The sequence below is a fragment of the Streptomyces violaceus genome (assembly GCF_036014075.1).
In the GTDB taxonomy this organism is placed as follows: Bacteria; Actinomycetota; Actinomycetes; order Streptomycetales; family Streptomycetaceae; genus Streptomyces; species Streptomyces violaceus.
Map to the genome: position 1 here is coordinate 45,542 of NZ_CP107912.1, position 24,905 is coordinate 70,446.

The 24,905-nt window shown below is 72.2% G+C and carries 30 protein-coding genes; 28 read left to right on the forward strand and 2 right to left on the reverse strand.

Annotated features, from left to right (window positions below; all coding sequences use genetic code 11):
• Positions 1-72: 72 nt before the first annotated feature.
• Complete coding sequence (locus OG542_RS40340; RefSeq protein WP_328418403.1) at positions 73-921, reverse strand: GntR family transcriptional regulator; 849 nt, start codon at positions 919-921, stop codon at positions 73-75.
• Between the two features lie 265 nt (positions 922-1,186).
• Between OG542_RS40340 and OG542_RS40345 the strand changes: the two genes are divergently transcribed.
• From OG542_RS40345 to OG542_RS40480, 28 genes are all read left to right on the forward strand, one after another.
• Positions 1,187-1,474 (forward strand): hypothetical protein, encoded by a 288-nt coding sequence (locus tag OG542_RS40345; protein ID WP_328418405.1) that lies wholly within the window; start codon positions 1,187-1,189, stop codon positions 1,472-1,474.
• A complete protein-coding gene (locus OG542_RS40350) occupies positions 1,471-1,734 on the forward strand; it encodes a hypothetical protein (protein ID WP_328418407.1) in 264 nt (87 codons plus the stop codon). Before OG542_RS40345 ends, OG542_RS40350 begins: the two co-directional genes overlap by 4 nt.
• Positions 1,734-1,919, forward strand: a complete 186-nt coding sequence (locus OG542_RS40355; protein ID WP_328418409.1) for a hypothetical protein — start codon at positions 1,734-1,736, stop codon at positions 1,917-1,919. Before OG542_RS40350 ends, OG542_RS40355 begins: the two co-directional genes overlap by 1 nt.
• Positions 1,919-3,364, forward strand: a complete 1,446-nt coding sequence (locus OG542_RS40360) for an MFS transporter (protein WP_328418411.1) — start codon at positions 1,919-1,921, stop codon at positions 3,362-3,364. The genes OG542_RS40355 and OG542_RS40360 overlap by 1 nt, the downstream gene beginning before the upstream one ends.
• 156 nt (positions 3,365-3,520) lie before the next feature.
• Positions 3,521-5,899: a hypothetical protein gene (locus OG542_RS40365; RefSeq protein WP_328418413.1), complete on the forward strand. Its 2,379-nt coding sequence runs from the start codon at positions 3,521-3,523 to the stop codon at positions 5,897-5,899.
• A gap of 205 nt (positions 5,900-6,104) precedes the next feature.
• Positions 6,105-6,923, forward strand: a complete 819-nt coding sequence (locus OG542_RS40370) for a hypothetical protein (protein WP_328418415.1) — start codon at positions 6,105-6,107, stop codon at positions 6,921-6,923.
• Between the two features lie 118 nt (positions 6,924-7,041).
• Positions 7,042-7,431, forward strand: a complete 390-nt coding sequence (locus OG542_RS40375) for a hypothetical protein (RefSeq protein WP_328418417.1) — start codon at positions 7,042-7,044, stop codon at positions 7,429-7,431.
• Positions 7,432-7,555: 124 nt separating this feature from the next.
• The gene (locus tag OG542_RS40380) at positions 7,556-8,101 is read left to right on the forward strand and encodes a hypothetical protein (RefSeq protein ID WP_328418419.1); all 546 of its coding nucleotides are present in this window, start codon (positions 7,556-7,558) and stop codon (positions 8,099-8,101) included.
• A gap of 120 nt (positions 8,102-8,221) precedes the next feature.
• Positions 8,222-8,503, forward strand: coding sequence for a hypothetical protein (locus OG542_RS40385; RefSeq protein ID WP_328418421.1), 282 nt, complete (start codon positions 8,222-8,224; stop codon positions 8,501-8,503).
• A gap of 20 nt (positions 8,504-8,523) precedes the next feature.
• Positions 8,524-9,171 carry a hypothetical protein gene (locus OG542_RS40390; RefSeq protein WP_328418423.1) on the forward strand — a complete coding sequence of 216 codons (648 nt, stop codon included), beginning with the start codon at positions 8,524-8,526 and terminating at the stop codon, positions 9,169-9,171.
• Positions 9,172-9,200: 29 nt separating this feature from the next.
• A complete protein-coding gene (locus OG542_RS40395; RefSeq protein ID WP_328418425.1) occupies positions 9,201-9,503 on the forward strand; it encodes a hypothetical protein in 303 nt (100 codons plus the stop codon).
• 97 nt (positions 9,504-9,600) lie between these two features.
• Positions 9,601-10,248, forward strand: a complete 648-nt coding sequence (locus OG542_RS40400; protein ID WP_328418427.1) for a DUF6919 domain-containing protein — start codon at positions 9,601-9,603, stop codon at positions 10,246-10,248.
• A 96-nt stretch (positions 10,249-10,344) separates the two neighbouring features.
• Positions 10,345-10,566, forward strand: a complete 222-nt coding sequence (locus OG542_RS40405; protein WP_328418429.1) for a hypothetical protein — start codon at positions 10,345-10,347, stop codon at positions 10,564-10,566.
• A 90-nt stretch (positions 10,567-10,656) separates the two neighbouring features.
• Positions 10,657-10,959, forward strand: a complete 303-nt coding sequence (locus tag OG542_RS40410) for a WhiB family transcriptional regulator (protein WP_328418431.1) — start codon at positions 10,657-10,659, stop codon at positions 10,957-10,959.
• Positions 10,956-11,579, forward strand: coding sequence for a GGDEF domain-containing protein (locus tag OG542_RS40415; RefSeq protein WP_328418433.1), 624 nt, complete (start codon positions 10,956-10,958; stop codon positions 11,577-11,579). The genes OG542_RS40410 and OG542_RS40415 overlap by 4 nt, the downstream gene beginning before the upstream one ends.
• The gene (locus OG542_RS40420) at positions 11,576-12,238 is read left to right on the forward strand and encodes an Lsr2 family DNA-binding protein (protein WP_328418435.1); all 663 of its coding nucleotides are present in this window, start codon (positions 11,576-11,578) and stop codon (positions 12,236-12,238) included. The genes OG542_RS40415 and OG542_RS40420 overlap by 4 nt, the downstream gene beginning before the upstream one ends.
• A 110-nt stretch (positions 12,239-12,348) precedes the next feature.
• Positions 12,349-13,227: an AAA family ATPase gene (locus OG542_RS40425; protein ID WP_328418437.1), complete on the forward strand. Its 879-nt coding sequence runs from the start codon at positions 12,349-12,351 to the stop codon at positions 13,225-13,227.
• Between the two features lie 5 nt (positions 13,228-13,232).
• Positions 13,233-13,655 (forward strand): hypothetical protein, encoded by a 423-nt coding sequence (locus OG542_RS40430; protein WP_328418439.1) that lies wholly within the window; start codon positions 13,233-13,235, stop codon positions 13,653-13,655.
• A 28-nt stretch (positions 13,656-13,683) separates the two neighbouring features.
• On the forward strand, positions 13,684-13,845 hold the full coding sequence (locus OG542_RS40435; RefSeq protein WP_328418441.1) for a pRL2-8: 162 nt from the start codon (positions 13,684-13,686) through the stop codon (positions 13,843-13,845).
• 380 nt (positions 13,846-14,225) lie between these two features.
• Complete coding sequence (locus tag OG542_RS40440) at positions 14,226-14,525, forward strand: DUF6247 family protein (RefSeq protein ID WP_328418443.1); 300 nt, start codon at positions 14,226-14,228, stop codon at positions 14,523-14,525.
• Entirely contained in the window at positions 14,522-14,779 is a 258-nt protein-coding gene (locus OG542_RS40445; protein ID WP_328418445.1) for a hypothetical protein, read from the forward strand. Before OG542_RS40440 ends, OG542_RS40445 begins: the two co-directional genes overlap by 4 nt.
• 147 nt (positions 14,780-14,926) lie before the next feature.
• Positions 14,927-16,414 carry a DUF2637 domain-containing protein gene (locus OG542_RS40450; protein WP_328418447.1) on the forward strand — a complete coding sequence of 496 codons (1,488 nt, stop codon included), beginning with the start codon at positions 14,927-14,929 and terminating at the stop codon, positions 16,412-16,414.
• Between the two features lie 546 nt (positions 16,415-16,960).
• Complete coding sequence (locus OG542_RS40455; protein ID WP_328418449.1) at positions 16,961-17,554, forward strand: hypothetical protein; 594 nt, start codon at positions 16,961-16,963, stop codon at positions 17,552-17,554.
• A 100-nt stretch (positions 17,555-17,654) separates the two neighbouring features.
• The gene (locus tag OG542_RS40460; protein WP_328418451.1) at positions 17,655-18,257 is read left to right on the forward strand and encodes a hypothetical protein; all 603 of its coding nucleotides are present in this window, start codon (positions 17,655-17,657) and stop codon (positions 18,255-18,257) included.
• Between the two features lie 67 nt (positions 18,258-18,324).
• Positions 18,325-18,744 (forward strand): hypothetical protein, encoded by a 420-nt coding sequence (locus tag OG542_RS40465; RefSeq protein WP_328418453.1) that lies wholly within the window; start codon positions 18,325-18,327, stop codon positions 18,742-18,744.
• 245 nt (positions 18,745-18,989) lie between these two features.
• Positions 18,990-19,589 carry a hypothetical protein gene (locus tag OG542_RS40470; RefSeq protein WP_328418455.1) on the forward strand — a complete coding sequence of 200 codons (600 nt, stop codon included), beginning with the start codon at positions 18,990-18,992 and terminating at the stop codon, positions 19,587-19,589.
• A 208-nt stretch (positions 19,590-19,797) separates the two neighbouring features.
• Entirely contained in the window at positions 19,798-22,323 is a 2,526-nt protein-coding gene (locus OG542_RS40475; RefSeq protein WP_328418457.1) for a DUF6248 family natural product biosynthesis protein, read from the forward strand.
• A gap of 425 nt (positions 22,324-22,748) precedes the next feature.
• Positions 22,749-24,419 (forward strand): DNA cytosine methyltransferase, encoded by a 1,671-nt coding sequence (locus OG542_RS40480; RefSeq protein WP_328418459.1) that lies wholly within the window; start codon positions 22,749-22,751, stop codon positions 24,417-24,419.
• Positions 24,420-24,482: 63 nt separating this feature from the next.
• Here the strand turns inward: OG542_RS40480 and OG542_RS40485 are convergent, their stop codons facing one another.
• On the reverse strand, positions 24,483-24,854 hold the full coding sequence (locus OG542_RS40485) for a hypothetical protein (RefSeq protein ID WP_328418461.1): 372 nt from the start codon (positions 24,852-24,854) through the stop codon (positions 24,483-24,485).
• Positions 24,855-24,905 lie beyond the last annotated feature (51 nt).

The following is a 24,905-nucleotide window of genomic DNA, read 5'->3' on the forward strand; positions in this document are numbered from 1 at the left end:
GGGACACACCTTTTGTTGCTGGCTGGTGCCCTCTCCGGCGGGTGAACGTCGGTCGTGGCCACCGACGGTGATCTACTTCTTCGGCTTGACTGGAGTGACTGGCCACCGGGCGGACCGGGCCCTCTGTAGCTCGCTGACCAGCTCTACCCGATCCCCGGGAATCACGCGGACAGTGACCTCGATGGGGCGCTCACTCCGCGCGGAGACACCGATGATCGTGGTCTCCAAGATGGGCATGGCCGTCGAGATGGCGAGCAGCTGGGCCTCTTCCCGGTCGGGCATGCGGACGCGGATGGTCTCGGACCATGAGATGGGACCGTGCCCCGCTTCCTCCAACCGGTCCAGGTAGCCGCCCGGCCCCGTCGACGGCTCGGCGACCTGGGGAGCATCGGCCACCGCGTCGGGGCTGATCCAGGTGTCGACCAGCTGGAAGGGCGGCTCGCCAGCAGGTGAAGTCACGCGCCGGCGGCGCAGGGTCTCGGTGCCTGACGAGATGCCGAAGTGCTCGGATACCTGGGCGGGGGCCGGGACGAACGCACGGAAGGGCCGCCCGTGGACTTCCCAGGGCTCATCAGGGCGAGAGGCTGCTGGGAACACGTAGCCGCGTGCGGGGTCCCGGGCGATGGTCGTCCCACGGGTCACGCGTCGCCGATCGGGGGCTTGCAGCACAACGAACCCGGTGCGCTTGACGCTCCTCACCAGCCCTTCTGACTCCAGAGCCTTGTAGGCGGCGCGCATCGTCTCGTAGGAGACCCCTGCTGCTTCAGCAGCAGCCTTGAGCTGAGGAAGCGCTGCACCCGGTGGGTACGTGCCGTCTTCAATCTGGCGCCGAACTTCGTCGGCGAGCTGTCGCCACTTCGGCGTCTTTGGGCCGGTCATTGGAGTGCTTGTCTCCCCGTCGTAGATGTCCTGGGCGATCACCCTAAGACAGATCTAGGTTTAACGTCGATTCGATGCCTTGTCTAGCGTGTCGGTGAAGTCGTTGAGATCTAGATTCTTGACATCGCTCACTGGGTAGTGTGTCATCAGATCAGCCGGAAGAAACCTAGGTTTCAACTCGCACCGGCGAAAGTCTCAAAGCCCTCTTCCAAGGGCACCGCCATGCCAAAAACGGGCCCTCCGGCCACGCCTGGAAGCCAGGCCAGAGGACCCGCGAAGGGCCGACCGAGTAGAGAGGCACGACCCTATGAGGACCATCGTCGCAGGCCGCATCGTCGGTAGCGAGAGCGAGTACATCGAGGCCGCCATGGGTTTCGGCATCGACTTCGCTGCCCTCCGCGCCGCCTCCCCCGAGCTGCGGGCCGACTTCCTGGAGTTCCTGGAGGACACCAGCGACCCGAACAGCAGCATCGACCGCGAGAACATCGCCCACCTGCGCCGTGTGCTGGGCGTCCGCCCGCCGGCGAACGTGGTGCCGCTGCCGCGGCGCGGCACCGCCGCCCTGAGCACCGCGAAGGGTGGTCGGGCCGCATGAACTTCACGACCTCCAACCCCCGCCTGACCGTCCTGTTCTCCCTGCTGCCCGTGATGCTGGGCCGGGTGCGGCTGTTCGCCGCGCTGGCCGGCGGCGCCTGGCTGTTCGGGATCGAGCTGGGCGTCATGGCCCGCGTCGGCATGGTGCTGATCGCCCTCGTGGTCATCGCCCTGGACGCCGTCCTCACCCCGCCGGGTGTCCTCGCCTCCCCCGCCTTCCGCACGGTGGCGGGCGGCTTCCGGGACAAGGAGGCGGCGTGATGAAGACCGCGACCACCCCGCAGCGCGGCCGCCAGGCCACGACCGCCCCGCAGTCCGCGGACATGACGGACTGGACCGGCGCTGACTTCGACTCCTGGGAGGTCCTGACCTCCCTCAACGTCTCCGACCCGATCATCCGCGTCACCCGCGCCCGCCAGGGGCACGGCCAGGAAAGGACTCGCTGATGGAGACGACGACCTACGAGGGCCGCCGTCAGCTGGACAAGGTCACGGCCCGCGCGGCGGCCACCCACGCCGAGGCGGAGGGGCGCAAGACCAACGCCCTGACGGACATCCAGATCGCCGAGGAGCGCGAGAAGGCCGCCGAGCGCAAGCGGCTGCGCAAGCAGGCGGCGAAGACGAAGAAGCTGGAGGAGAAGGCCAAGCGTCGGGAGAAGCGGGCCGCGGCCCGCAAGGCCCGCAACGAGCGGCTCGCCGCGGCAGTCGGTCAGCCCCTGCCGTGGGTGATGACCGTCGTCGTCACCAGCATCGCGTTCGCCTTCCCCGGGCAGTTCTCGGCGGTGGTCGGCCTCGGTGTGATCTGGGTGCTGGCGCTGATGGTGCCCGTCTTCATCGAGGGTGCGACGTGGGCCATGGCATGGCTGCGCAAGTGGGCGGTCGCCAACAACAAGCCCGCGGGCCTCTACACGGTGATGACCTGGCTGTTCGCCTCGGTCGCGGCCGCGCTGAACGCCTGGCACCACGCGGACAAGCCTCAGCTCGCGGTCGTGTTCGCCGCGTCCTCTCTGTTCGGCGTGGCGGTCTGGGAGATCTACATGCACTCCCAGAGCCACGCGGCCGGCGGCCGCAGCGCGGAGGAGATCCGGCTCGCGCTGCTGCGGCGGATCAAGCACTGGCGCGTCGTGCGCCGGTCCGTGTGGCTGCGCACGGCGACGGTTCCGCCCCTGTCGGAGGCGGACGCCTGGGACCGGGCATGGCGTCAGGTGCACGGTGCCGAGCCGGGCGTGACCAAGGGCATCCTCAAGCGGTTCGGGAAGCGCGCGGGCAAGGTCGCCGGGCTCGTCGAGCAGCACGACGAACTGAGGCCCACGGCGTCGCTCGCGATGTTCGACGCGCCCGTCGAGCCGGTGCGCGAGGTGCACGCCGGCGAGGGCTGGATGATCGACCCGGAGGCCATCGGGAAGATCCTCGCGGACCCCTCGAACGCTCTGCGCGCGGACCGCGCGAAGGTATCCGCTGCGAAGATCAAAAAGGGTGCCGAGGTCGCCGCTGAGGGGCCCACGCAGGGCCTGCGAGCGTCCCGCACGCGCGCCGCGAACGAGCAGGTCAAGCCCAACAACCCCCCCTCCGCGCGGGGCCGCCAGAAGGGCTCTGACGAGGACAGCTCGAAGCAGTCCCGCGCGGCCCGCGCGCTCGCCGCGCAGACCGCCCGCGCGGCCACCCCGGAGCAGGCCGAGGCCGAGAAGAAGGCGGCCCGCGACTGGATCCTCGCGCGGCTGCGCGCGGAGCAGGAGACGGGCTGGAAGGACGTCCAGCGGTACTTCGAGAAGGAGGTGCCGGAGCAGCGGCTGCGGGTGCTGCGCGGGGAGACCTGGTGCCGTGCGCGGATCAAGGAAGCCGAGCGCGAGCACAAGGGCGACCCGGTCCTGCACCTGGCCGCGACCAGCTGACACGCACAGCAAATACCGGAGTCTGTAAGTCTGTGACTCCCGGGCTCACAGAGTCCCGGACCAACTGAACAGAGCGAGACGGGGCCGGTCCCTCACCGACCAAGACGATGGCCGTCCCCGTCTCGCCACCACCCCAGATGAGGAGGCGAGACCAGCATGAACGAGACCGACGAGCGGACGGCGCAGAACGGCCGCGGCGAGGCGGTCGCGAAGGTGATCCGACTGCCCTTCGCCGACACCACGCCCGAGGTCTCCGACACCCCGGCGCCGGAGGCCCCCGCGCCCGCGCCGGCGGCCCGCGTCGACATGACCAAGCCCGAGCCGCCCGCGCCCGCGCCGGTCGAGGGGACGGTGTTCACCGCCGAGGAGTGGGAGCTGGGGGAGGACCCGGAGGGCGACGCCCCGTGGATCAGCCCGGCGCTTCGTACCCCGGAGGGGCGCACGGCCCGCCGTGCGTTCGTCCAGCGCCAGGCCCGGCGCCGGGTCCGCCGGTGGGCGGCGCGGCAGTGGACGCCGCGCGGCATCGTGCCCACCACGGTCCGCGGCGGCGTGCGCATCCAGCGCTGGGTGCGCGGGGTCGAGGGGCAGAACGCCGACGCCGCCAAGCGCCGCGCCGAGATGCTCGCGCGGGAGGCAGAGCGGGCGGCCCGCCGGGCCCAGTTCGCGCTGCTCCAGCGGGACGCGAAGAAGAAGGCCGCCGACGTTGCGCAGCAGGAGTCGTCGATGGCCTTGGTCCAGGCCACCGCGGCGGCCTCCACGGCCCGCAGCAAGTTCCTCCAGCGCGCCGCCGCCGCATACGGCTCGATGGCCAGCATCGACGTCGCCGGGTTCGTGTTCCTGGACGGCCTGATCGGTCTGGGCGCGGGCGTGCTGGTCAACATTGCGGTCCTGGCCCGGGTCGGCCGCCAGCCGGACATGTCGCCGGAGGAGCTGGAGGAGCTTGAGCGCGCCGAGGCCGGTCTGCCGGACCGGTTCGAGTTGGGCATGACGCCGCGGGCGTTCGAGGCGATGCTGCACGAGGCCCTGGTCCAGGAGGTCAAGGTCGCGGTCCACTCCATGCGGGTCCTTCCGCGGGAGTGGGGTTTCGAGGTCGAGCTGGTGCTCAAGAACCAGACTCCGGAGAAGCTCTCGGAGAACCTGGGTCTGCTGGAGGCCTGCCTGCCGGGCGTGCGCACGAATTCGGCGCTTCTGCAGCAGTCCAAGCAGGCCCGCAACGAATGCGTGCTGCGCATCCCGGGCGACGACCCGTGGAAAGCGGTGCCGGAGCTGCCCTACCGGGCGCCGAAGTCGATCAGCACGCACGACCTGCACAAGGCGCAGATCGGTGCCGACATGTCCGGCCGGGTCCTGGCGCTGCCGGGCAAGCGGACCAGCGTCAGCATCATCGGAAAGCCCCGCTCGGGAAAGTCGACGGTGCTGCGGGCCTACCTGGACGCTCTGACCGCGACCCGCGACCGCATCATCGTGGGAATCGACCTTGGCTCGTACGGTGCGGGATTCGGCCCGTACGCCAAGTGCATGGCCGCCGTTGCACGCACGCCGTCCGAGGCGCGCACCGTTCTGGAATGGGCCCTGACCATCGGAATGAACCGGCCCAAGCTCTTTCTGCGGTCGGGCATGACCGGCGGGAACTGGGAGGCCAGCCCCGAATACCCCGGTATCACCGTGGTCATCGACGAATTCCCGGCCCTGGTGACGGCCGCCAAGGCTGAGACCTTCCCCAAGGGTGAGGAGGGCGAGGAAAAGCCGATGAAGCTGGACGAATTGGTCCGGCAGATCCACCTCACGTCGGCGAAGTCCGACGACGTGCTGGTGATTGCCTCCCACAGCGTCACCAAGGAGAAGATCGGCGAGAACACGTGGCTCGCGGAGGTACCGGTCCAGGTGATGGGCGCCTGCGACAGGGACGACATCGTTCAGATCGCCGGTAAGGGGGCTATGGCGGAGGGCTGGCGGGCGGACCGGCTGCTCCCGGCGATGGGCGATTACGTCAACGACGCCTCCGTGGTGTACCCGCTGGCCGGCGCCGCCTACTGCGAGCCGATCCCCTACCGCGCCTGCATCACCAGTGACCAGGAGGCCGACCGGCGGGCCGAGGAGCGCGTCGACGCAGGCCTGTGCGAACTCGACGCCGGGACCCAGGCCTTCGTCTCCGGCGTCGTGCTGCCGAACCCCGGCGGCGGCGACCCGTGGGACGACGGCGAGGTCGAGGAGGAGCCGCTCCCGGTCCTGCTGCGCACGATCCGCACGATCTACGGGGACCTCGGGAACCCGAGCGGCCTGACGGAGGACGAGCTGTTCGACCAGCTCCACGGGTTCGATCCGACGTCGTGGGACCTGGACCGCTTCGTCCCCGAGGGCGGTGAGCCGATGACCAAGGGCGCGGTCCTGGCCCTGGTGCTCGACAAGGTCCTGGCCCCGCGCGGCCAGAAGTGGACCAAGGAGTCGTACCGGCCCAAGGGCGCCAAGAGCACGGTCAAGGGCTACCGCCTGCTCGACCTCAAGAGGCTCATCGGCGAGGCCGACGGGAGCTGACCCGCTTCCGGAACACCCGGAAACATGCAGGTCAGCGAGGGGGAACCGGCCCGGAACAGGGCCGGAACCCCCGCCCCGAGCCGGAACATGTTCCCCACTCCCGGACCCCGTTCCTGAGCTGTTCCACGGCTCTGACCTGCACGTTTCCCCCAGTTCCGCCGCTGTTACGCCCGAAAGATCACGAATGTTCCCCGGAGGAGATCTGATGCCGATCAAGCCGTGGCGGGCCCTTGATCCCGACGGAGGCGCCCACTACCTCTCGTTCGAGCGCCGCTTCCGTGTCGTCGTCGAGGACCCGGAGCACACATGGCGCCGCGTGTGGATTCCGACCGTGATCGCCTGCCCGCTCTGCGGGATCGACACCGGGCTGCGGCTGGCCTACCAGAGCGGCATGGACGCCGTGGTGGAGGCCGCCTGCCCGGTCGGGCACGTGTGGGTCGAGCCCCGCGTCGACCTCCTGCAGTGGATGGCGTACTGCCGGTTCCGGGCCGGTCGCCAGGAGATCGAGTGGCAATGGCTGATCGACGCCGGGTTCGGCGAGGAGCCGCCCCCGCCGATCGACTACGCCGAGGAGTTCCGCAAGAGCGCGGTCGAGATCGCCAAGTACGGCAAGCGCAAGGCAAAGGCGAAGGTCCGCCGCGAGATCCGCTCGGTCAAGAAGAAGGTCGGCAAGCGGGTGCGCAACGAGGCGATGCGCCCGGTAGCCGCCCTGCTGCGGACGGCCTGGACCATGCAGGCCGGAGGCGTCGAGCCGGTCAAGGCCTCCCGCCGGCGCCCGGCGGAGTCGAAGCCCCCGAAGACCCCGCCGGTCTCCGCCTACCGCAAGGCCTACGGCGTCCAGACCCCCGCGAAGGGGCCGAAGTGCCTGGTCTGCGAGGACACCGGCCGGATCACCGCCCCCGGGATCTCCGTCCCCTGCGTCGAGTGCGACGGACCGGCCGCGGCCGCCCTGGCGGCCGCCGAGCGCCGCGCCGAGCGCGCCCGCCAGGGCAAGGACGAACGCCGCACCAGCACCACCAAATGACCCGCCCCGGCGCTCGCGCTGATTCCCGAACTCTGTAACTCCGGAAGTTCCGGAGTTCGGGAATTGGCGGGAACGCCCGGACGACCCGGCCGGATTCCCCGACGACGAAGGAGTCACCGTGAACGTCCCCTCCAAGCTCACCGCCCTGGCCGCCCGCCTCATGGGGAAGATCTGGGCGCACGAGAGCACCGAGGAACTCGCCGCGGCGCTCGACCAGCAGGTCGAGCAGCTGCGCGACGCGAACATGCCGGAGCACCTGGCCGGCGCGGCGAGCCTGACCAGCGTCCCCGCCTACCAGCCCGGCCTGATCGACCTGCGCGGCGACATTTACGACGCGGCCGTCTACCTGGACGCCCTGACCACCAGCGCCACGGCGCTGGGCGACGCCGACCTGGTCGAGGCGCTGCGGGAGGCGGGCGAGACCGCGCACGAATTGGTCGCCCGCCTCGCGGCCGCCGCGCACGCCACGATCCCCACCCCGGCCGTCCCGGTCTCGCAGGTCGCCTGACCAGCGGAAACAAAAAGACGCCTACGAATAGTGGGCACATGCTAGACAGGCCTACAAAAAGTAGGCATCCTAAGAGTGTGGCGCCCGGCCGGGAGCCGCACACCGACGGGAAGGAACCCCGCTCATGACCGCGATCCAGCACTTCAACTCCGCCGACGGCCGCGCCCTGCGGGCCCTGCGCCGCACCACCCACGTCCTGCGCCTGGTAGGCGACCACGTCTCGACCGTCGCCGCCGGTGTCGTCGGCGCCGGTGTCCTCGCCTGGATGGTCAACGACGTCACCGAGTTCGCCCCGGTCCTGACCATCACCGACAACATGGCGATGCTGCTGGTCCTGGCCACGTGGGGCGCCGCCCTGCTGGTCAAGGGCTTCGCGTACGACACCGCGGACCGGATCGACCCCGACAGCCGCGACGGCGACGACCTGTGGGAGGCCACCACGGCCTTCCGGGACACCGTCGAGGACATCACCAACGGCGCGGACTACGACGACATCCGGCTCGCCCTCCAGGCCAGCCAGGTCCTGCCCGCACTGCACGAGCTGACCGTGCACCTGCGCGGCGCGTACGCCCAGGACGGCGAGATGGAGGAGGCGGCCGCGCTCAGCGACACCGCTGCCCTGGTCCGCGCCGCCGCCGAGTCGATGGGGCACCGCGACCTCAGCGAGTGACTTCGCCCCGGGGCGGCCGCCATCCCGGCCAAGGTCAGCCGGCCGCCCCGGGCTCCGAACCCGCTCCAGACCGGAGCAGGAGGAGGACCCATCCTCCCCCATCCCGAAGGAGCCGACGAAATGCCCAAGTCCGACGCCGAGAAGACCGCCGAAACCAAGCGCGTACAGCAGGTCCAGCAGCGCCTGGCGGCCGCGAAGACGACCCGCGACCAGCGCAAGGCGGACGCCGAGTTCGACTTCTGGGCGGACGTCGCCGCCGCGATCGACAGCGGCGAGGTCAAGCAGACCGAGGCCTGCGAGGCCATCGGCTACAAGCGCGAATACGTCCGCCGCCAGCTGATCGAGCACCGGGCCCAGGCCGAGGCCCGGGCCGCGGCCGCCCCCTCCGACACCACCGACTGACCCCCCGCGAGGAGCCCCCGATGCCCGAGCAGATCCCGGCCCCCGGCCAGATGCCCGCCCCGAAGACCCCGATCGACTTCCTGAGCGAGCACCGCGCCTACGTGGGCACGACTGCGGCCGCCGGCACGCTGCTGGCGCTGGCCCGGATCTGGAACGCCCAGGGCGCTGAGCACTCGCCCAGCGCCGCCGGGCTCATGCTCGCCTTCGGTGCCGCCTCCGGCTACTTCGCTGCCAAGAACGACGAGGAGACGGTCAGCGCCGTCTTCTCGTCGATGGCGCTGACCTTCGGCGCCCTGTCCGTCGGCGTCTACGCCGACCCGATCGCCCCGGCCCTGATCATCTGGATCGTTGCCGTCATCGCGTCCTGTGTCCTGATCGCCCGCTCCCGCCGCGACGACCGCCGGGTGGCCACCGCGCACGCCAACGAGATGGCCGCGCTCCAGGTGGAACGCAGTGCGGACATCACCATCGCCAATATCGAGGCGAAGTCCAGGATCGAGGTCGCCCGCGAGCAGTCCGCGACCGCCGCCGCCATCGAGGAGGCCCGCGCGCACCGCGCCGCCCTCGCCGACGGCCCGCTGGACCCGATCGCCATGCTCCGCGCCTCCGGCCAGCTCCCGCCCCTGCACGTCGTCAAGGACACCGACGACGAGCGCCGCACCGCCTGACCTGCCGCTTCGTGAAGGAGGACCCGCCCATGTTCGGAAAGAACTACCGCCAGCGAGTGCGGCACCAGCGCCTCATGTGCCTGGCGTCCATCCTGGTCAGCCCCTTCGAGCAGCCCGCCGCCCCCGCCGACCTCGTGGCGCTGGCCTTCGGCCGGTACCAGCTGGAGGTCACCGAGGAGGAGGCGGCCCGCTACCTGGACGCCGCCCTGGTCGACCGGGGAGAGCGCCTCCCGCGCCCCGTCGGCGTCGACGAGCTTCCCGAGCCGGACGCCGAAGCGGAGGCGGCCGCGTCCGCCGAGGCCGCCGACATCGAGGCCGCACCCGTCAGCTGACCGGTAGCCCTTGGTCCGCGTCCCGCACGCGGCCCTTGGAGATCTGGCCAGCACCACCGCGCACCCCGCCCGTCCGTCCGGTCGTTTGGAGAACCCCGTGAAGATCCGACTTCCCTTCCTGGAGCGCCTGCTGGAGCGCCGCCTGGACCGCCGGTGGAAGACCGCCGCGACCCTCGCCGACCTCGGTGACCTCATGGCCCTGTGGCTGGAGGGCGAGATCGCCTCCCAGCCCGGCTACCAGCCGGGCCACGGGCCCGACGAGGAGACCCGCGAGCTGATCCCGACCCTCGCGGCCGCCAACCGCGCGGGGTACGTCACCATCGCCTCCCAGCCTGGCGTCGACCCCGAGGCCGGGTTCGACGGGCTGATCTGGCAGCAGAAGGCCGCCGTCGAGGGCTTCGTCCGCAACCGCAATCTGCTGCGCGACCTGGTCGACGCCGCCTACGAGGCGGGCCTGGACGTCGAGGTCGCCGACACGCTCGACACCGGCGAGCGGGGCATCAACGTCACCCTTCGCGGCGGGGAGCCTCACACCGGCTTCGGCGGCTACATCAACAGCGCCCAGTTGCGCGGCATGTGGCTGGGCATCGGCTCCGGCGCCCTGGACGACGTCTTCCGCTCCGTGCGGATCACCCTCGCCGCCCCCGAGTACGGCGCCGCCGCCGGGGCCCGAGTGTGGCAGGTCCTGGAGTCCGTCATCAGCCGGGTGCCCGCCGTCGGCGGCACCACGTCCGACCCGCGCTGACGGCTGCCCGCGCCGCCCGGCCCGGGGGAGCCGGGCGGCAAGGGGAGCCGGGACAGCCCCGGTCTCCGAAGGAACGCAGAAAAGGAGGTGAACCCCATGGCGCATTGGGCGGTTGAGATCCCGACCCGCACCCCGGGCGAGCAGCCCCGGACCGGCGTCCAGTGGTTCACGTATCCGGCGTCGGCCTTCCCCTGCCGCGGCGACGTGGTCGAGAAGGTCCGCGAGGACGTCGACACCGAGGCCGCCGTCCGGCACCGCGCCGGTGCGGTCGCCGACGTCGGCGTCATAAAGGTCGTCTGGCACGACGACGTTCTGTAGATCCGCCCCGGGGCGGGCGGCACCACGACCAAGCAATGCGCCCGCCCCGGGCCACCCGAACCCCCTACAGAGGAAAGGGCACTGCCCATCATGGCTCAGAAGACGAACGGAAACCCGACTCCGGTCATCGCGATCCCGCTGGCCGACCCGTCGGTGCCGTACCCGGAGATCACCGGCGACGAGCCGTGTCTCCAGGACCCGGACTTCTGGTTCCCCGAGCAGGGCGTGACCGCCGGTCCGGCCAAGGCCTTCTGTCGCACCTGCCCCATCATGGCCGACTGCCTGTCGTGGGCCCTGGCCAACCCGCACATGGCCGGTGACGGCGTCTGGGGCGGCACGACCCGCACCGAGCGCAACGCCATACGCCGCAACGCGATGAGGCGGGCGGCATGACGAACCCGGTCATCACCCAGGCCCTCACCGTCCTCGCCCTGGCCGGCGGGTGGGCGCTGCACGCCAGCCGCCTCTACCGGCGTCTGGACCACTCACGCCACGACCCGCTGACCGGGCTGTGGACGCGCGACGGCTGGACCCGCCGGGCGGAGCGGATCATCGCCCGCCGCCCCCGGGCCGCGGTCCTCCTTGCGGACCTGGACGGCTTCAAGCCGGTCAACGATGTGCACGGCCACGCAGCCGGTGACGCCGTTCTGGCGGCCGCGGGCGAGCGGCTGACCGCCTGGTGCGGCGCTCACGGTGTGGCCGGACGGCTCGGGGGCGACGAGTTCGTCGCAATAGTCGTCGACGACGCCCGCCTGGACGACCGGCTCGCCGACCTCGCCGAGCTGCTGCGCCAGCCCGTCGAGCACCAGGGCGTGACGCTGACCGTCGGCGCCTCCATCGGCGCCGCCCGGCTCGCCACCCTCCCCGAGCCGACCCTGGCGGCCGCGCTCACGGCAGCCGACCAGGCCATGTACCGGGTCAAGGGCCGCACCCGCCGCGGCCGCCGCCTGCTGCTGGCCCCGGCGTTCGCCGTCCTGCGCGGCCTCCCACAGCGCCTGCGCCTCGCGGCATGACGATCGCCGCCCTGCGGCGCCTCCTGGACGAGGTCCAGCCCGACGTCGTCCGGTGGCCCGCCCCCCAGCTTCCACCCCGTCGAATCCACCCCCGCAGCAAGGAGAACACCCAGGTGAACGCCTACGACGCGGTAGTCCGGTCCATGCACCGGGACGGCTACACGCCCGACAAGATCTCCGCCGAGCTGAACGTCTCCAAGGAAGAGGTCACCGCCATCATCGACAGCACCGGGCAGGCCACCGGACAGTCCGCCCCGGCGCCCGCGCCGATCACCGAGGCCATGCCCGAGGTCGCCGACCTGCTCCAGTGGGCCGCCGCCCACGCCGACGCCAAGGTCCGCACCGACGGCGAGCAGGCCGCCGCCGTCCTCGCCGCGCTCAGCGAGCGCCGCACCATCGACGCCGAGCTGGAGAAGATCTCCAGCGAGGAGAACCAGCTGGAGGAACGCCTCGCCGAACTGCGCGCCCGCAAGAGCACGCTCCAGCCCGAGCCCGCCGGCGCCAAGCGAAAGCGGCAGGAGCGGGACTACGAGCCCAGCGTCGTCCGGGCGTGGGCCCGTGAGAACGGCCACGAGGTACCGGACCGGGCGCGCATCCCGAAGAAGGTCCTGGACGCCTGGCGCCAGCGCAACGCGCCGCGGCTGTCCGCCGTCAGCTGACCGCCCCGTACGAACCGCACGACCCCCGGGGCGCGGCCGCCATCCCGGCCAGGAACACACCGGCCGCCCCCGGGGCCCTCCGAACCCGAGACGCAGGAGAGATCCCCGACATGAACCCGATCCCCGAACCGTCCGTGATCGTGATGATCGGCGCGAGCGGCTCCGGCAAGTCCACCCTCACCCGCACCTGGCCCGCCGACTACCGGCTCGAACTCGACTCCTACCGGTGGGCTGTCTCCGGCGATGCGGGCGACCAGGAGGCCACCGCCGACGCGGCGAGCCTGCTGGACGCCGTCCTGGAGCGGCGCCTCGCCCGCGGACTGACGTGCGTCGTGGACGCGACCAATACCCGCACCGACGTCAGGAAGCGGCTGATCGAGGCCGCCCACGCCCACCATCTGCCAGCGGCCGCCGTCGTGATGACCACGCCGCTGGAGCAGTGCCTGGCCCGCAACGCACGTCGCCCGGACAACCGTCGCGTACCCGAGGGCGAGGTGCGCCGCCAGTACCAGCAGATCGCCGCCGCCCGCCCGGGCCTGCGCGGCGAGGGCTTCGAGCACGTCGTCACCGACGACCGGCTGATGCGGCTGCGCCTTCTGCTGCAGCGGACCGTCGACCGCCTCCATGCCGACCAGCGGACCGACGCCGACCACGTCGAACGCGCCCGCCGGGTGCTGGCCAACCAGTTCTTCGGCGAGGACCTGGCCGCCGCCTTCACCTGGACGCAGCTGCGCCCGGGGCACGACCCGATCGGCGAGATCGCGGCCGGCGGCGACAGGCTGACCCTCGCCTACCGCACAGGGTTCCCCGACCCCATGGACTGGGGGTTCGAGGCGGAAGTGCCCTGCCTGGGCGGCTGTTCCGGCCCGGCCTGGGTGCCCGTGCGCACCCCCATGGACCTGCTCGCCGTCTATGACGACGACTTCCCCGAGCACGTCGTGCGCTGCGAGCGCTGCACCGCCGGCACCAGCGTGCGGGAGGCGGTGTGAGCGTCATGACCAACCCCGACACCGGCGACGGCTTCGACGCCCCCACCCCGGACGAGGCCTACGCCACGGCCCCGGCCCTGCGAGGCGAGATGCATCAGGTCCTGGCGCTCGGCGCCGAACGGGACGGCCGCGGCGCCGGAATCGTCACTGCCCCGCCCGCGGCCGACGACGCGGCCGCCGACCGCGTCTACCTGCTGCGCCGGGCCGCGCTCATGGACCGCATGGCCGTCGACGACCCGGGCCCCGGCGCCCGCGGCGCCGCCGTACAGGCCGCGTGGAAGCTCACGCAGTTCGACCGGAAGCACCCCGAGATGGTGGCCGGGCCCCACGGACCCACCTCGATCGAGTTCGACCCCAGCCAGCGCCCCTACGTCCGCCAGGAGTACGCCGCCTGGACCGCCGCGGGGCGGCCCGGCAGCAACGGCTGACCCGACACACGAAGAAGAGGAGACCGGAATGGACACGCCTCCAGGCCAGTGCCCGCAGTGCTGGCGGCACGCCTACGACCCGAGCATCCACCGCAAGCTCAAGCCCCGAGAGGACTGCGGGCCGTGCGTGGACCACATGAAGAACGGCTGCCCGTACATCGTGCCCAAGCAGAAGTCGAGCTGGTTCTGACCATGCAGAAGGCCGTAGCAAAGGACGGCGGCCGCTGCGTGAGCTGACCAGATCGACCCTCCACTCACCGCAGCACGACAGCATGAGCCCGGGGCCCACGGCCCCGGGCTCTGCCACGAGGGGAAGTAGATGAGCACCGACACTCGTCCGGGCCTTCGTGCGTGGCGAACTCGGCAACGTCTTCCGCCGCTGACCATCCCCGGGGTACTCGAGGAACGCCGCTCCGCGCCGTGCCTCGTGAACCCCTCCCGTGAGGCCGGGCACCGGATCGCCAGGATGGTGTGCGACGAGGGAGGCCACTGGTGACCGGCCTGGGCCGCCTTTCTCGACTCCCCGGCCGCCGCCCGCCACACTCGAACCCTGACGGAAGGACAAGCCCGATGAGCGCTCAGCCCGTTCACCAGCCCGCACCGCCGCCGTCCCCGGCGGCCGCCGCACAGCTGCGCCGGCGGATCGCTGCACACGACCGCGCCGAGATGTGGATGCCCGCCTTCGAGCGGGACTGGGGGCACGCCCTGGAAACGGCCCGGCAGACGTTCGACCTGACCCCGCTGCACGAGACGATCCGCGAGTGGACCGGCCGCCTGGACACCGCCCCGGCCGTCGCCGCGTTCCTTGCGGGCGGCATGGACACCTCCGACGGCGTCCCGCTGGAGGACGTCCTCGGGACCCGCGGGTGACCCCGGCCTGGCCCGCCCGTCTCTCCCCGAACGCGTCCGCCGTGCTCGCCGGACTCCAGCTGGAGGTGCAGGAGATGGTGCGCGACGTGCTCGACATCGCCTCGCGTCAGCCGTGGGGCTGGCCGCAGTGGGATCCCACCGACTCGGAAGGACCGAGCCTGCGCCGGGCCGATGTCGGCCCGCTGACCGTCGTCTACTTCATCAACGAGCCGCGCACGTACCTGTATGTGCTGGACATCGTCTGGGCCGGATGACCTTCTCCCGCCCCGCGAGCGACGCCCCCGCCGGTCTCTCGGCGGGGGTTTCTTCGTACTCGGCAGACCCAGGGGCATCACCGGTCACGCACTTCGGCGTACGGTGCTGATCACCCTTGACCGCGAGACCGAGGAGAGTGTCCCGCCGTGACCACGTATGCGGTGCCCGGCGCTGAGCGACGACCGCCGATACCCGCCAGCCGCACCGCAGCCGACGGTGACGCCCTGGTGCCCATCCGCGGAGGCCTGCTCGCCTCCGCCGCGCTGGTCGGTCTCGCCGCCGTTGCCCTCGCCGTCATCGGCTTCACCGGCTCCTACCGCTCGATCCGTGACCTTGCGCTCGGCTGGGGTTGGGGATGGTTCAGCTACGTCTTCCCGGTCGGCATCGACGTCGGGATCATCGGCCTGATCGCCGCCGACCTCTTCCTGTGCGCGATCCGCACCCCGGCCCCGATCCTGCGGTGGTTCGCGTGGGTGCTGACCGTGGCCACGGTCCTGTTCAACGCCTCCAGCGGCTGGCCGGCGGATGGCAGCGCCGGATGGATGGACTACGTCGAGGCGGCCGCGCATGCCACGATGCCCGGCCTGGTCGTGGTCATCACCGAGGCCCTGCGCCGAGCCATCGCCCGCCGGGCCCGCATTGCCGACGGCCGCCAGTTCGAGCCGCTTGGCATCGCCCGGTGGTTCCTCGCCCCCGTCCCGACATTCGGCGTGTGGCGCCGCATGAGGCTGTGGGATGTCTACACCCGCGCCGAAGCGCTCGACTTGGAGCGGGACCGGCTCACGCTGCGCGACGAACTACGGGAGAAGTACGGCAGGAAGTGGAAGGAGAAGGCCCGTCCGGTCGAACTGCGCGCCATGCGCGACGCCAATCGAGGACTGCCGATCCCAGCCCACTTGATCGCGAACGCTGATCTACCTGCCGCGAACGCGAACCCAGCCGCGAACGCGATCACCGCGAACGCCGATGCGGCCGACCGTGAACGTCCCGCCCTGATCGAGAGCGCCGCGAACGGTGCGGACGATGCCGTTCGCGGCACCGGACCGGTGTCCGCGAACGACATGTCGACCGACCAGCCCACCGCGAACGGTGCCTTCATCGACATGGGGACAGCGCGAACGTCCTGGGAGCCGCAGAGCGAACGCCTTCCGGGACCGGCCGCGCAGCCAGCACCCCAGATGAGTCCTGACCTGGGGGATTCGCACCGCGAACGGGCCACCGTGCCCGCGGCTGCAGCACCGCGAACGGTCGTCAGAAGCACCGTGCCCGCCCCCTACAGCCCGGACGGCCACGAGGCGCAGACCGACCGCGAACTGGTCGGCGCGAACGGTGCAGCCCACGCTGCGTACGACCCCGTGAACGCCTCAGTTCGCGGCGCCGGGCCGAGCGTGAACGGTGCGAACGGACACCTCGAAGACGCTGCCGGCATCACGGTGGGAGGGGACCGCGAACGGCCCATCGACCGGTACACCGCGGACCGTGCCGGGCGCCGGCGCCTGGCCCTGGACTTCCTCCAGGCGCGAGAGACCGAGCAGCCTCCCCCCTCCCAGGCGCGGTTCGCCGAACGGGTCGGCGTCGCCGCGGCCACGCTGTCCAAGGCGATGAGCGAATGGCGCGAGGACAACGGCGGCTAATGCCGCCTGTTGTGTCGACCCAACAAGACCCGTTCCGCACCCCCACGTTCGTTGTTCCGGCGCAACGGCGTGGGGGTGTTGCGTTCCAGGCCGGGTGTCCGCCGCCGGTGGTGGATGTGGGGGGCGCTGCCCCCCACGCCCCCCGGCCCCCCACAGAGGGGCCGCCGGACCGTAAACGATCTTGAGGTGAGTGGGTGGGGCTGGGGGTGGTCGGTCGGGGGGTTCCCTCCGCGATCGGGCACCCGAGGGGACCACAGCCCGCGCCGGGCCGCCAGGCCAAGCCGCCTCCGGCGGTCGCGCACGCGCGAGCCTGGCACCCCGACACGGCCCGCGGTCGGCTGACGCCTGCCCAACCGCGGAGGGAACCCCCCGACCGGGGCGGTCGTATGGCGTAACGACGCCGGACGGGACCCCAGGAAACGCCGTCTGATCTGCGATTTCGACTTGACCTTGACCTCAAAACTTGATTGAATTAGCAGTGTCGGAACGGGGCGGGAATCCCGGACCGGCACCACACCGAAAACCTCAACGATCGGAAGACCACTCATGACCATCACCGGCCAGACTTCCGCCTCCCGTGTGGATCGTCTCGGCAAGCGCCCCGCCGTCTACCTCGTGATCGCCGACGACCGCGACGCGTACACCAACTGGGCTGAGCACAGCCGCGAAGACCGGCTTCCCCAGCGCCGCGTGGTGTACGTCGAGCGTCAGGCCGACCACCCGGTCGAGCGGCAGGCGCAGTGGGACGAACTGGCGGGCTCCTGCCTGGACGCCGAGTCGGAGTCGCTGAGCCTGCTGACCTACACCGCCGTCAGCGCTGGCCACGCCGCCCACCTCGCCCGACGCGAGTACGCCGTGGCCAGCGTCGTCACCCGCATGGACGAGGTGATCAACAGCCACGTGGAGCGCGGCAGCCGCGGGTGGATCGCGATCCGCATCGCGGACGGCGGCAGCGACGGCGAGCTGTACGCCGACTACGAGGACGCATGGGCCGCCCAGCTGCACCCCGAGCGGTGCACCTACCTCCCGATCTCCCCGCTGACGCCGTGGACGCCCCGCATGTGCGAGGAGCACCTGGAGGCCATGACCCACATGCGGCACGGGTGCATGGTCTACGGCGCCCCGACCTGCCGCCGCTGATCTGCGGCCGCCGCTGGTGACGCGGGCGGGGGCGGGAATCCCCGCCCGCGCCACCGGCCCGGCCGCCCGACACCGATCAACCTCAACGAAAGGGCACGACATGACCACCACCACCCTGGCCTACCGACTCGGCGAACCCGACTGGGAGCAGCGCTACCCCGTCCTGATCGGCACGGACACCGTGATCGGCGCCGTCTACCGCTGGCACCGCGACTGGCTCACCCTCACCAGCGAGGGCGAGCACAACCTCGGTCGCCCCGAGAAGGGTCGCCGCGGCGTCCCCAAGGCGGCCGCACTGGCGGCGGCCGGGCAGGTGGCCGCCGAGTACGCGGCCGGTCGCATCACGACCATGACCCTGGCCGACGTCACGGCCGCCGTGCCGGTGCTGGACGGCCCGGTGCCGCTGCTGCACCCGCGGATGCCGCAGACCCCCCGCAACACCGACACCGCGAAGGCGGTCATGGCGGCCCTGGCCGTGCACCGCTGGAAGCCGTACACCGGCTTCCCCGGCAGCGACAACCCGTGGTGGCAGGAGTGCGAACTGTGCGGCTGGCAGGGCCCGCGCTACTGGTCCCACCAGCGCGGCCGCAACGGCGAGCTGCCCAGCACCCACCGGCACCCGGCGTCCGAGGAGTTCGGGGCGCCCGCCGGTTGCGTCGGTGACGCGAAGGTCCGCGAACTGATCACCGCCTACCAGCAGTAGCCCCCACTCGACAGGCCGCCGGGCCCGGACGAGCTCCGGGCCCGGCGGCCCAATCAGGAGGAACCTCATGCCAGTCGACTTCAGCGTCGAGGGAACCGTCGAGCTGTACCCGCCCGTCCCGCTTGCGCAGTTGTGGGAGCTGACCGAGGGCGGAGACTTCCACGTAGCCCCCCACGGCATCCCGGAGAGCGAGCTGACGGCGCTGGTCGAGCGCGAGGCGTGGGTGCTCGTGCCCGACACGGACAGCGGTACCGACGGCCAGGGCCGCCCGAAGGCCATCAAGTACCTGCGGGTGGACGACCCCGAGACCTACTCCTACTCGATCAACCGTCGCCTCGTGGCCCTGTCCGCATGGATGGGCGAGACCCACGAGTTCGACGGGGAACTGCACTACCAGGACGGCGACGTCGGCACGAAGGGCGTGATCGAACCGTTCGAGGACGGCGAGGAGCCTGAGTGGCGCGAGACCGCCGGGCGGTTGTGGTGACGCCGCCAGCGCGGGGTGCCCGCGCTCCGTGCTGATCGGCGCCAGCGTCGGCCGGCGGGGGAGCGGGGGCGGAATCTCCGCCCCCCGTCGGCCGAGTAGTCCAGGACATGCAGGCGGCCGACGGGGCGCAAAAGCGTGGGAATCCCGTCGGCCGCAACGCCCGGCCACCGAAGGCCCTCAACAGGCCGTCAACCGAGCACGCCAACATGGTAGACGCGTCCCACACACACCGAGGAGCAGCACCCATGAAAGCCATCGACGGACGGCAGTACGCCACCCGGGCCGAACTGTCCGCCCGCGCCGGGTACAAGGGCGACGCCACCCTGCGCGCGCTGTGGGCGGAGCGCGAGAACAACGGGCACCCGCCCGCCCGCCGGATCGACCGCGCCCTGTACTGGGACGTGGAGGCGTGGGAGCGGTGGCATATCGAGCACCGGCGCCAGGGCAACGGCGTCGACTACAGCGGCAGCCCCGACGAGGAACTGCCCCCGGCGGACCAGGCCAAGGTGCTCGGGATCGACGTCAGCGCGATCAGCCACTACCGCGACAGCCCGCCGCCGGGCTGGCCCGCTCCCGTGCGCGAGGAGGAGCTGGAGAGCGGCCGCAAGCGCGAGTACCGCACCCGGCGGCAGTTGTGGGCCTACGCCGACGCCGGGCCCCGGGCCGGAACGGCCGGCCGCACGCCGGCGAAGGGCCCGGACCCCAAGGTCGCCTTGGCGGTCGAGGCCCTGGCCGCCGATCCCGGCCGGAAGGCGGGGGAGGCCGCGGCCGCCCTCGCCGAGCAGCACGGCGGGGGTCTGAGCACCTGGAAGCGCGCCGTCACCGAGGCCCGCAGGCAGGGCTGACCGGCGGCCGCGTCGCGCATGGTCGGCACCGTCCCCGACCGGGCGGACGCTGGCCGCCGGAGAGCCCGGGAAAAGGTCAGAAAAGCAGCCCTGAGCTGCACTTTCGCCTTGACCCACACCTCGTAACTTGATTGAATTAGCAGTGTCGGAACGGGGCGGGAATCCCGGACCGGCACCACCGAGAACCCCAACGACAGGGACCAGCCCGATGACCGAGATCGACGCGGGGGAGCCCACCCCCGAGACCTGCCTCCGGGTGGCCCGCGAGGCCGCCGCACTCGCCGCCGCCGCTGACGACAAGGCGCTCAGCGCCGCGTGCCGCAGCAGCTCCCGCACCGAGGCCCACCGGGAGGAGGTCATGCACGCCGTGCACCGGCAGGCCGTCGAGGCCGAAGGGCACGCCGCCCGGGCGGAGCAGTGGGCGGCCGACCCGAGCATGCCGGACACCGCGCTGCGCTACTGCGCCAGCGGCGCCGTCGACCACGCCGTCCGCGCCCAGGAGGCGGCCGGGGTCGAGGCGACGGCCGCCGCGCTGCGCACCGAGCTGGAGCGCAGGCTCACGCCCCAGGAGCACGCCGAGCGGGAGAGCGAGCACCGCCGCGCCGAGGCCGAGCAGGAGGCCGCCGAGCGGGCCGCCACCGGCATGGACGCCGACAACCGTCACCTGGCCAGGATGAACGCCTATCTCGCCGAGAGCATCGTGCCCGCACTCGGCTGGACCGCCGGGCACGTACGGGTGCTGGAGGCCGCGGTGACCGGCCGCCTGTACCAGCGCGACGGGCAGGTTCGACAGGCCGCCGCGCACGACGTGTGGAGCGGCGGCCGCAAGGTCAGCCGGGAGCGGACGCAGGACCTGCGCGCCGCCGGGTACCTCACCGCCGTCGACGCGGCCGACGGCGTCAGCGTGCTCGTGCCCACCCCGAGCGGCCAGGTCGCCCTGGAACTCGCGCGGCTGCACCCGGCGGGCCTGTACGAGAGCGACCGGGCGGCGTACGAGGCCCGCTACGCCCGCGTTGCGAAGCGGCACAAGCGCATGGACGACAAGAAGGCCGCCGCCCGCCGTCTCCCGGCCCTGGACGGCAGCACGGTGCGCCGGTACCAGCGGCCGGTGACACTCGTCGAGCAGGATGCCCGCGCCGCGCGCGAGGCCACCGAGCAGTGGGAGGACGAGGGCGGCTACTGCCCCGGCGTCGAGACCCCCGCTCCCGCCGCGGAGAGCACCGCACGGTGCCCCTGCTGCGGACTGCGCAAGGCCACCGTGTCCGGTGCCCTCGCCCCTCACAAGCCCACCCGCGCCGCGGCCGAGGACTGCCCCGGCAGCGGACTCTGTCCCGGCGTCGAACCCCGCGTCGAGGACGCGCCGGCGGCGGCCGCCGAGCCCGCCGCGACGCCGGTCACGGCCGGGCCCTCCCTGCCGCCGGGTATGTACTTCCTGCCGCTGCCGTCGACCCGGCACCGCGAGTGGTGGGCCATCCAGTGCGGCCGGTGCCAGGGCGGCGTCCGCACCACGCTGTCCGGCGAGTGGCACGACAAGTACGAGGCCGCGCAGGTGGCCCGCGAGCACTTCGAGGACGCCCACCGCGCGCCCGACGATCTGCTCACCTCGGAGGACATCGCGGAGGTGGAGCGCTGGCCGCTGTCGGCCGCGCAGCGCACCGTGCTCTTCTGGGCCGAACACGCTGAACTGGCCGAGTACGACGACGGTTTCTGGGCCCTGGACTGCGTCCCGGACCGCTGGGACGTGAACAAGAAGGTGGCCCGAGGCCGGGTGACCGGACTGTGGGCAGCCGGGTTGCTGGACGTGCACCTGGACGGCAACGGCCGCCGCCGTCTCGTGAAGTCGCCGACCGGCCGACGGGTGGCACGTCTGGTGTGGAGCGCGGAGCGCCAGGGCGTCGCCGGGGCCGCGGCGAAGGACGCCCGGCTCACCCCGCTCCCGAAGCGCAGCAACGGCTATCCGCTGCTGTCCGAGGGGCGCTACTTCAAGGGCGAGGAGCGGCGCGAGGAGGACCCGGCCCCGGCGGAGACCGCACCCGTTCCCACGGCCGCCGTTCCGGCAGTGGCGCCGGAGCCGACGACGGCGCTGGTACGTGCCGACCAGCCCCTGTTGCGGCGCCTGTTCGCCCCGCGCTCCGTCCGCAAGCAGCGGCCCGCCTACGACGTCCGCACGGCCATCCGGCGCCCGCAGCGCATCCTCACTCCGGAAGAGCGCGAGCGGGTACAGGACATGCCGCTGCTCAACCTCCAGGGAGCCCTGATCATGGGCATCACCGACCCGGTCCCCAACGCGTCGCCGATGCCGGAGGACGCCGGTGCGTGGGTGCGCGAGCACGCGTGGCCCGCCCACTTCCAGCAGGAGGAGAACAGGTACCCGTTCGGCTTCCACCGCTGGAGCATGTGCGAGCGGGGCACCTGCTGGAACTGCCTCTCCGGACGGCACGACATCTGCGTCCACCGGCAGAAGGGCGGCCCCGACGTCGACGGAAACCGGGACTGGGTGACCAACCAGCAGGGGCGCACCGTCGCCGAGTTCATCCCCCGGCCGGGCGGCGAACCGTGCGTGTGGTGGTGCCGGTGCGAGTGCCCCAAGGACGGCCCCGCACCGGCCCGTCCGACGGCGAAGAAGAAGCCCGCTCCGGCCGGTTCGCCGACGGCGCCCGAGCCCGCTTCCGTACAGGCCTCGGCGACCGCCCGGGCATCCGAGGCGGACGCGGTGCAGGCCGCCTTGTGGTGACGCGGGGGGCGCTGCCCCCCACACCCCCCGGCCCTCTCTCCAAGGGGGCCGGGGGGACGGATGCCGACCTTGCGGTGAGTGGGTGGTGCGGGGGTGGGGCGGCCGGGGGACTCCCTCGCCGGACGGGCACCCCGAGGGGGCCACAGCCCGCGCCGGGCCGCCAGGCCAAGCCGCCTGCGGCGGTCGCCTACGGCGAGCCCGGCACCCCGACACGGCCCGCGGCGGCTGACGCCTGCCCGACCGACGAGGGAGCCCCCCGACCGGGGCCGTCGTACGGCGTTCCGACGCCGGAGCGGAAACGGCATGTGACCTGCGTGAACGCCTTGACGTGACCCCTGAAACTTGATTGAATTAGCAGTGTCAGAACGGGGCGGGAATCCCGGACCGGCACCACCGAAGACCTCAACGACAAGGGCCAGGGGCACATGATCGAGATCGAAGCGGGGGAGCGGGCGGCACTGCCCGAGTGGCTCGCCGACGTGGCGGAGGACCAGGAGGAGGACGCGGCCGCGCTGCACCAGGCGGCCGGGCACCCGGACCTGATCGAGTGCCGCCGCACGGCCGATCTGCTCGTCGGCTTCGCCCAGGCGCACCCGGGCGAGGAGGCCGACGGGTGGGCGCTGGACGCCATGCTCCGCGTCATCCAGTGCGCGTACGCGGTCGTCGACGGCGAGGTCGAGGAGGCCGCGGAGTGCGGCCGCGCGGCCAAGGGCGAGCGCGCCGCGATGACGCTGGACCGGCTGGAGTCCGAGGGCACCGCCGCGGCGGCCGCCGACCGGCTGGTGGCCCTGGACCGCGAGACCTACGAGCTGTTGCAGTGGTACGCGGGACCGTGGCCGGTGGAGTGGCTGTTCCCGCCGGCGAAGGACGCCCAGGGCCGCGTGATCCGCCCCCGGATCGTGGTCCTGTTCTTCGGCCCGGGCGGTCTTGCGCACGGCGTCCTGCGCATCCTGCGCGCCAACGTCGACATGGTCGGCGTCGACCTGGACCGGGGTGCCGTGGCGACGTCGACGGCCGCCGGGTTCCGTGTCATCCACGCCGACGTGACCGACCTTGACCCCGAGCACCCGTGCCTGCAGCACGTCACCGGGATCGCGCTCACCCCGCCGTGTCAGGCGTACAACCCGTCGGGCCTGCGCAAGGGGCACTACGAGGGCGCGATCGAGCTGATCGAGCACACGGTCCTGGAGGCCGCCGCGGCCGCCGGGTTCCACCCCGTGTTCACCCCGGAGGGCGGCGACGTGGCACCCGGCTGCGAGGACGGCTACGCGCCCCGCCTGAAGATGACGTGGGACGAGGTCCGTGAGCCGCTGGAGCAACTGGAGGACGCACGCGCCGGACTGATGGCGGAGGTCGTGATCTGGCCCCTGGCGATGCTCGCCCGCGGCGGCAGCGTGGAGTGGGTCGCCGTCGAGCAGTCGAGCGCCCTGCCCGCCCGGATCGAGGCCGCGCTGATGGACCGGCTGATCGAGGCCGGGTGGCACACCACCGAGGCGTTCACGCTGGACGCGGTCGACTACGGCTCCGCCTCCCACCGCAAGCGCCGCCTGATGGCCGCCTACCGCGGCGAGCGCCCGTTCGTCTCTCTGACGCCCGCCGAGCCGTTCCCCGTCACGACGTTCGCTCAGGTCGTCGGGTGGCCCGCCGGTCGCAACTACCTGACCCGCGGGAACCGCCCCCTGGACCCGGTCACCGGCCGCGCCAAGGGCGGTAGCTCCCGCAGCGCCGACCTCCCGTCGACGTGCGTGACGGCGACCGCCTACGGGTGGACGTGCGCCGAGACCGGCGAGCGGATCACGCTGGAGGACATCAGCCGCCTGGTCGGACTCCCCGGCGACTACCCGGCCCACCACGTCGGCCGCGGCCGCGGGGTACGGAACCTCACCCAGCAGCGCGCCGACATCGTCTGCCCGATGGTGGCGGCCGCGCTGTTCGGACGCATCCTCGGGGACCCCCGGTGGGAGGCCAAGACGCGGGCGTACGTCGAGGGGCTGTACCGCCCGACGGAGGTCGAGAAGGGCGGACAGATGCGCTTGCAGATGCTGTTCGCCCACCGCATCCCGGCGCAGAAAACAGGCCGGACGCCCGCCGCCTGACGGGCAGACAGAAGGGCCCCGGGGACACCCCGGGGCCCTTCTGCGTTCTCTGCGTCTGGCCGGTCAGTGGGAGGCGGCGCCGGACGTCAGGCCGTCCGTCGAGGAGGAACCCTCCTGCGAGGGGATGCCTCCCGCCGGCGAGCCGCCCGCCGGGGCCGTGCCGGACGTCCTCTCGTCGGCCTTCCTGGCCGTCGACCGGGATCGCTTCCGGGGCCGCTTCACCGGCTCGTCAGCGCCCAGCTTCGCTAGCTCCTCCGTCGTCCAGCCCGCCGATTCGGCGTCGACGTACGCCTTGCCGTACGGCTCGTCGAGGGCGGCGAGCTGCTCCAGCAGGGTGCTCCGCTTGGCCAGGACTTCCACCAGGGGGCCAGCGGCCGCTTCCCGGCGTTCCTGGAGTGCCCTCATCTTCTGCAAGATCTCATCAGCGTTCGGCATGCGGTGATCGTAGCGCCAGCCATTCCCGCGGCCGCCGAATTCTGGGCGTAA

What these genes read in the sequence shown, in the direction of transcription:
- OG542_RS40420 (WP_328418435.1), top strand. Translation starts at nt 11,576, where the DNA reads ATGACGATCGCCGCCCTGCGGCGCCTCCTGGACGAGGTCCAGCCCGAC.
- OG542_RS40395 (WP_328418425.1), top strand. Translation starts at nt 9,201, where the DNA reads ATGTTCGGAAAGAACTACCGCCAGCGAGTGCGGCACCAGCGCCTCATG.
- OG542_RS40380 (WP_328418419.1), top strand. Translation starts at nt 7,556, where the DNA reads ATGACCGCGATCCAGCACTTCAACTCCGCCGACGGCCGCGCCCTGCGG.
- OG542_RS40345 (WP_328418405.1), top strand. Translation starts at nt 1,187, where the DNA reads ATGAGGACCATCGTCGCAGGCCGCATCGTCGGTAGCGAGAGCGAGTAC.
- OG542_RS40365 (WP_328418413.1), top strand. Translation starts at nt 3,521, where the DNA reads ATGAACGAGACCGACGAGCGGACGGCGCAGAACGGCCGCGGCGAGGCG.
- OG542_RS40460 (WP_328418451.1), top strand. Translation starts at nt 17,655, where the DNA reads ATGACCACCACCACCCTGGCCTACCGACTCGGCGAACCCGACTGGGAG.
- OG542_RS40360 (WP_328418411.1), top strand. Translation starts at nt 1,919, where the DNA reads ATGGAGACGACGACCTACGAGGGCCGCCGTCAGCTGGACAAGGTCACG.
- OG542_RS40350 (WP_328418407.1), top strand. Translation starts at nt 1,471, where the DNA reads ATGAACTTCACGACCTCCAACCCCCGCCTGACCGTCCTGTTCTCCCTG.
- OG542_RS40410 (WP_328418431.1), top strand. Translation starts at nt 10,657, where the DNA reads ATGGCTCAGAAGACGAACGGAAACCCGACTCCGGTCATCGCGATCCCG.
- OG542_RS40480 (WP_328418459.1), top strand. Translation starts at nt 22,749, where the DNA reads ATGATCGAGATCGAAGCGGGGGAGCGGGCGGCACTGCCCGAGTGGCTC.
- OG542_RS40390 (WP_328418423.1), top strand. Translation starts at nt 8,524, where the DNA reads ATGCCCGAGCAGATCCCGGCCCCCGGCCAGATGCCCGCCCCGAAGACC.
- OG542_RS40425 (WP_328418437.1), top strand. Translation starts at nt 12,349, where the DNA reads ATGAACCCGATCCCCGAACCGTCCGTGATCGTGATGATCGGCGCGAGC.
- OG542_RS40355 (WP_328418409.1), top strand. Translation starts at nt 1,734, where the DNA reads ATGAAGACCGCGACCACCCCGCAGCGCGGCCGCCAGGCCACGACCGCC.
- OG542_RS40470 (WP_328418455.1), top strand. Translation starts at nt 18,990, where the DNA reads ATGAAAGCCATCGACGGACGGCAGTACGCCACCCGGGCCGAACTGTCC.
- OG542_RS40475 (WP_328418457.1), top strand. Translation starts at nt 19,798, where the DNA reads ATGACCGAGATCGACGCGGGGGAGCCCACCCCCGAGACCTGCCTCCGG.
- OG542_RS40370 (WP_328418415.1), top strand. Translation starts at nt 6,105, where the DNA reads ATGCCGATCAAGCCGTGGCGGGCCCTTGATCCCGACGGAGGCGCCCAC.
- OG542_RS40405 (WP_328418429.1), top strand. Translation starts at nt 10,345, where the DNA reads ATGGCGCATTGGGCGGTTGAGATCCCGACCCGCACCCCGGGCGAGCAG.
- OG542_RS40465 (WP_328418453.1), top strand. Translation starts at nt 18,325, where the DNA reads ATGCCAGTCGACTTCAGCGTCGAGGGAACCGTCGAGCTGTACCCGCCC.
- OG542_RS40440 (WP_328418443.1), top strand. Translation starts at nt 14,226, where the DNA reads ATGAGCGCTCAGCCCGTTCACCAGCCCGCACCGCCGCCGTCCCCGGCG.
- OG542_RS40455 (WP_328418449.1), top strand. Translation starts at nt 16,961, where the DNA reads ATGACCATCACCGGCCAGACTTCCGCCTCCCGTGTGGATCGTCTCGGC.
- OG542_RS40430 (WP_328418439.1), top strand. Translation starts at nt 13,233, where the DNA reads ATGACCAACCCCGACACCGGCGACGGCTTCGACGCCCCCACCCCGGAC.
- OG542_RS40415 (WP_328418433.1), top strand. Translation starts at nt 10,956, where the DNA reads ATGACGAACCCGGTCATCACCCAGGCCCTCACCGTCCTCGCCCTGGCC.
- OG542_RS40385 (WP_328418421.1), top strand. Translation starts at nt 8,222, where the DNA reads ATGCCCAAGTCCGACGCCGAGAAGACCGCCGAAACCAAGCGCGTACAG.
- OG542_RS40435 (WP_328418441.1), top strand. Translation starts at nt 13,684, where the DNA reads ATGGACACGCCTCCAGGCCAGTGCCCGCAGTGCTGGCGGCACGCCTAC.
- OG542_RS40485 (WP_328418461.1), bottom strand. Translation starts at nt 24,854, where the DNA reads ATGCCGAACGCTGATGAGATCTTGCAGAAGATGAGGGCACTCCAGGAA.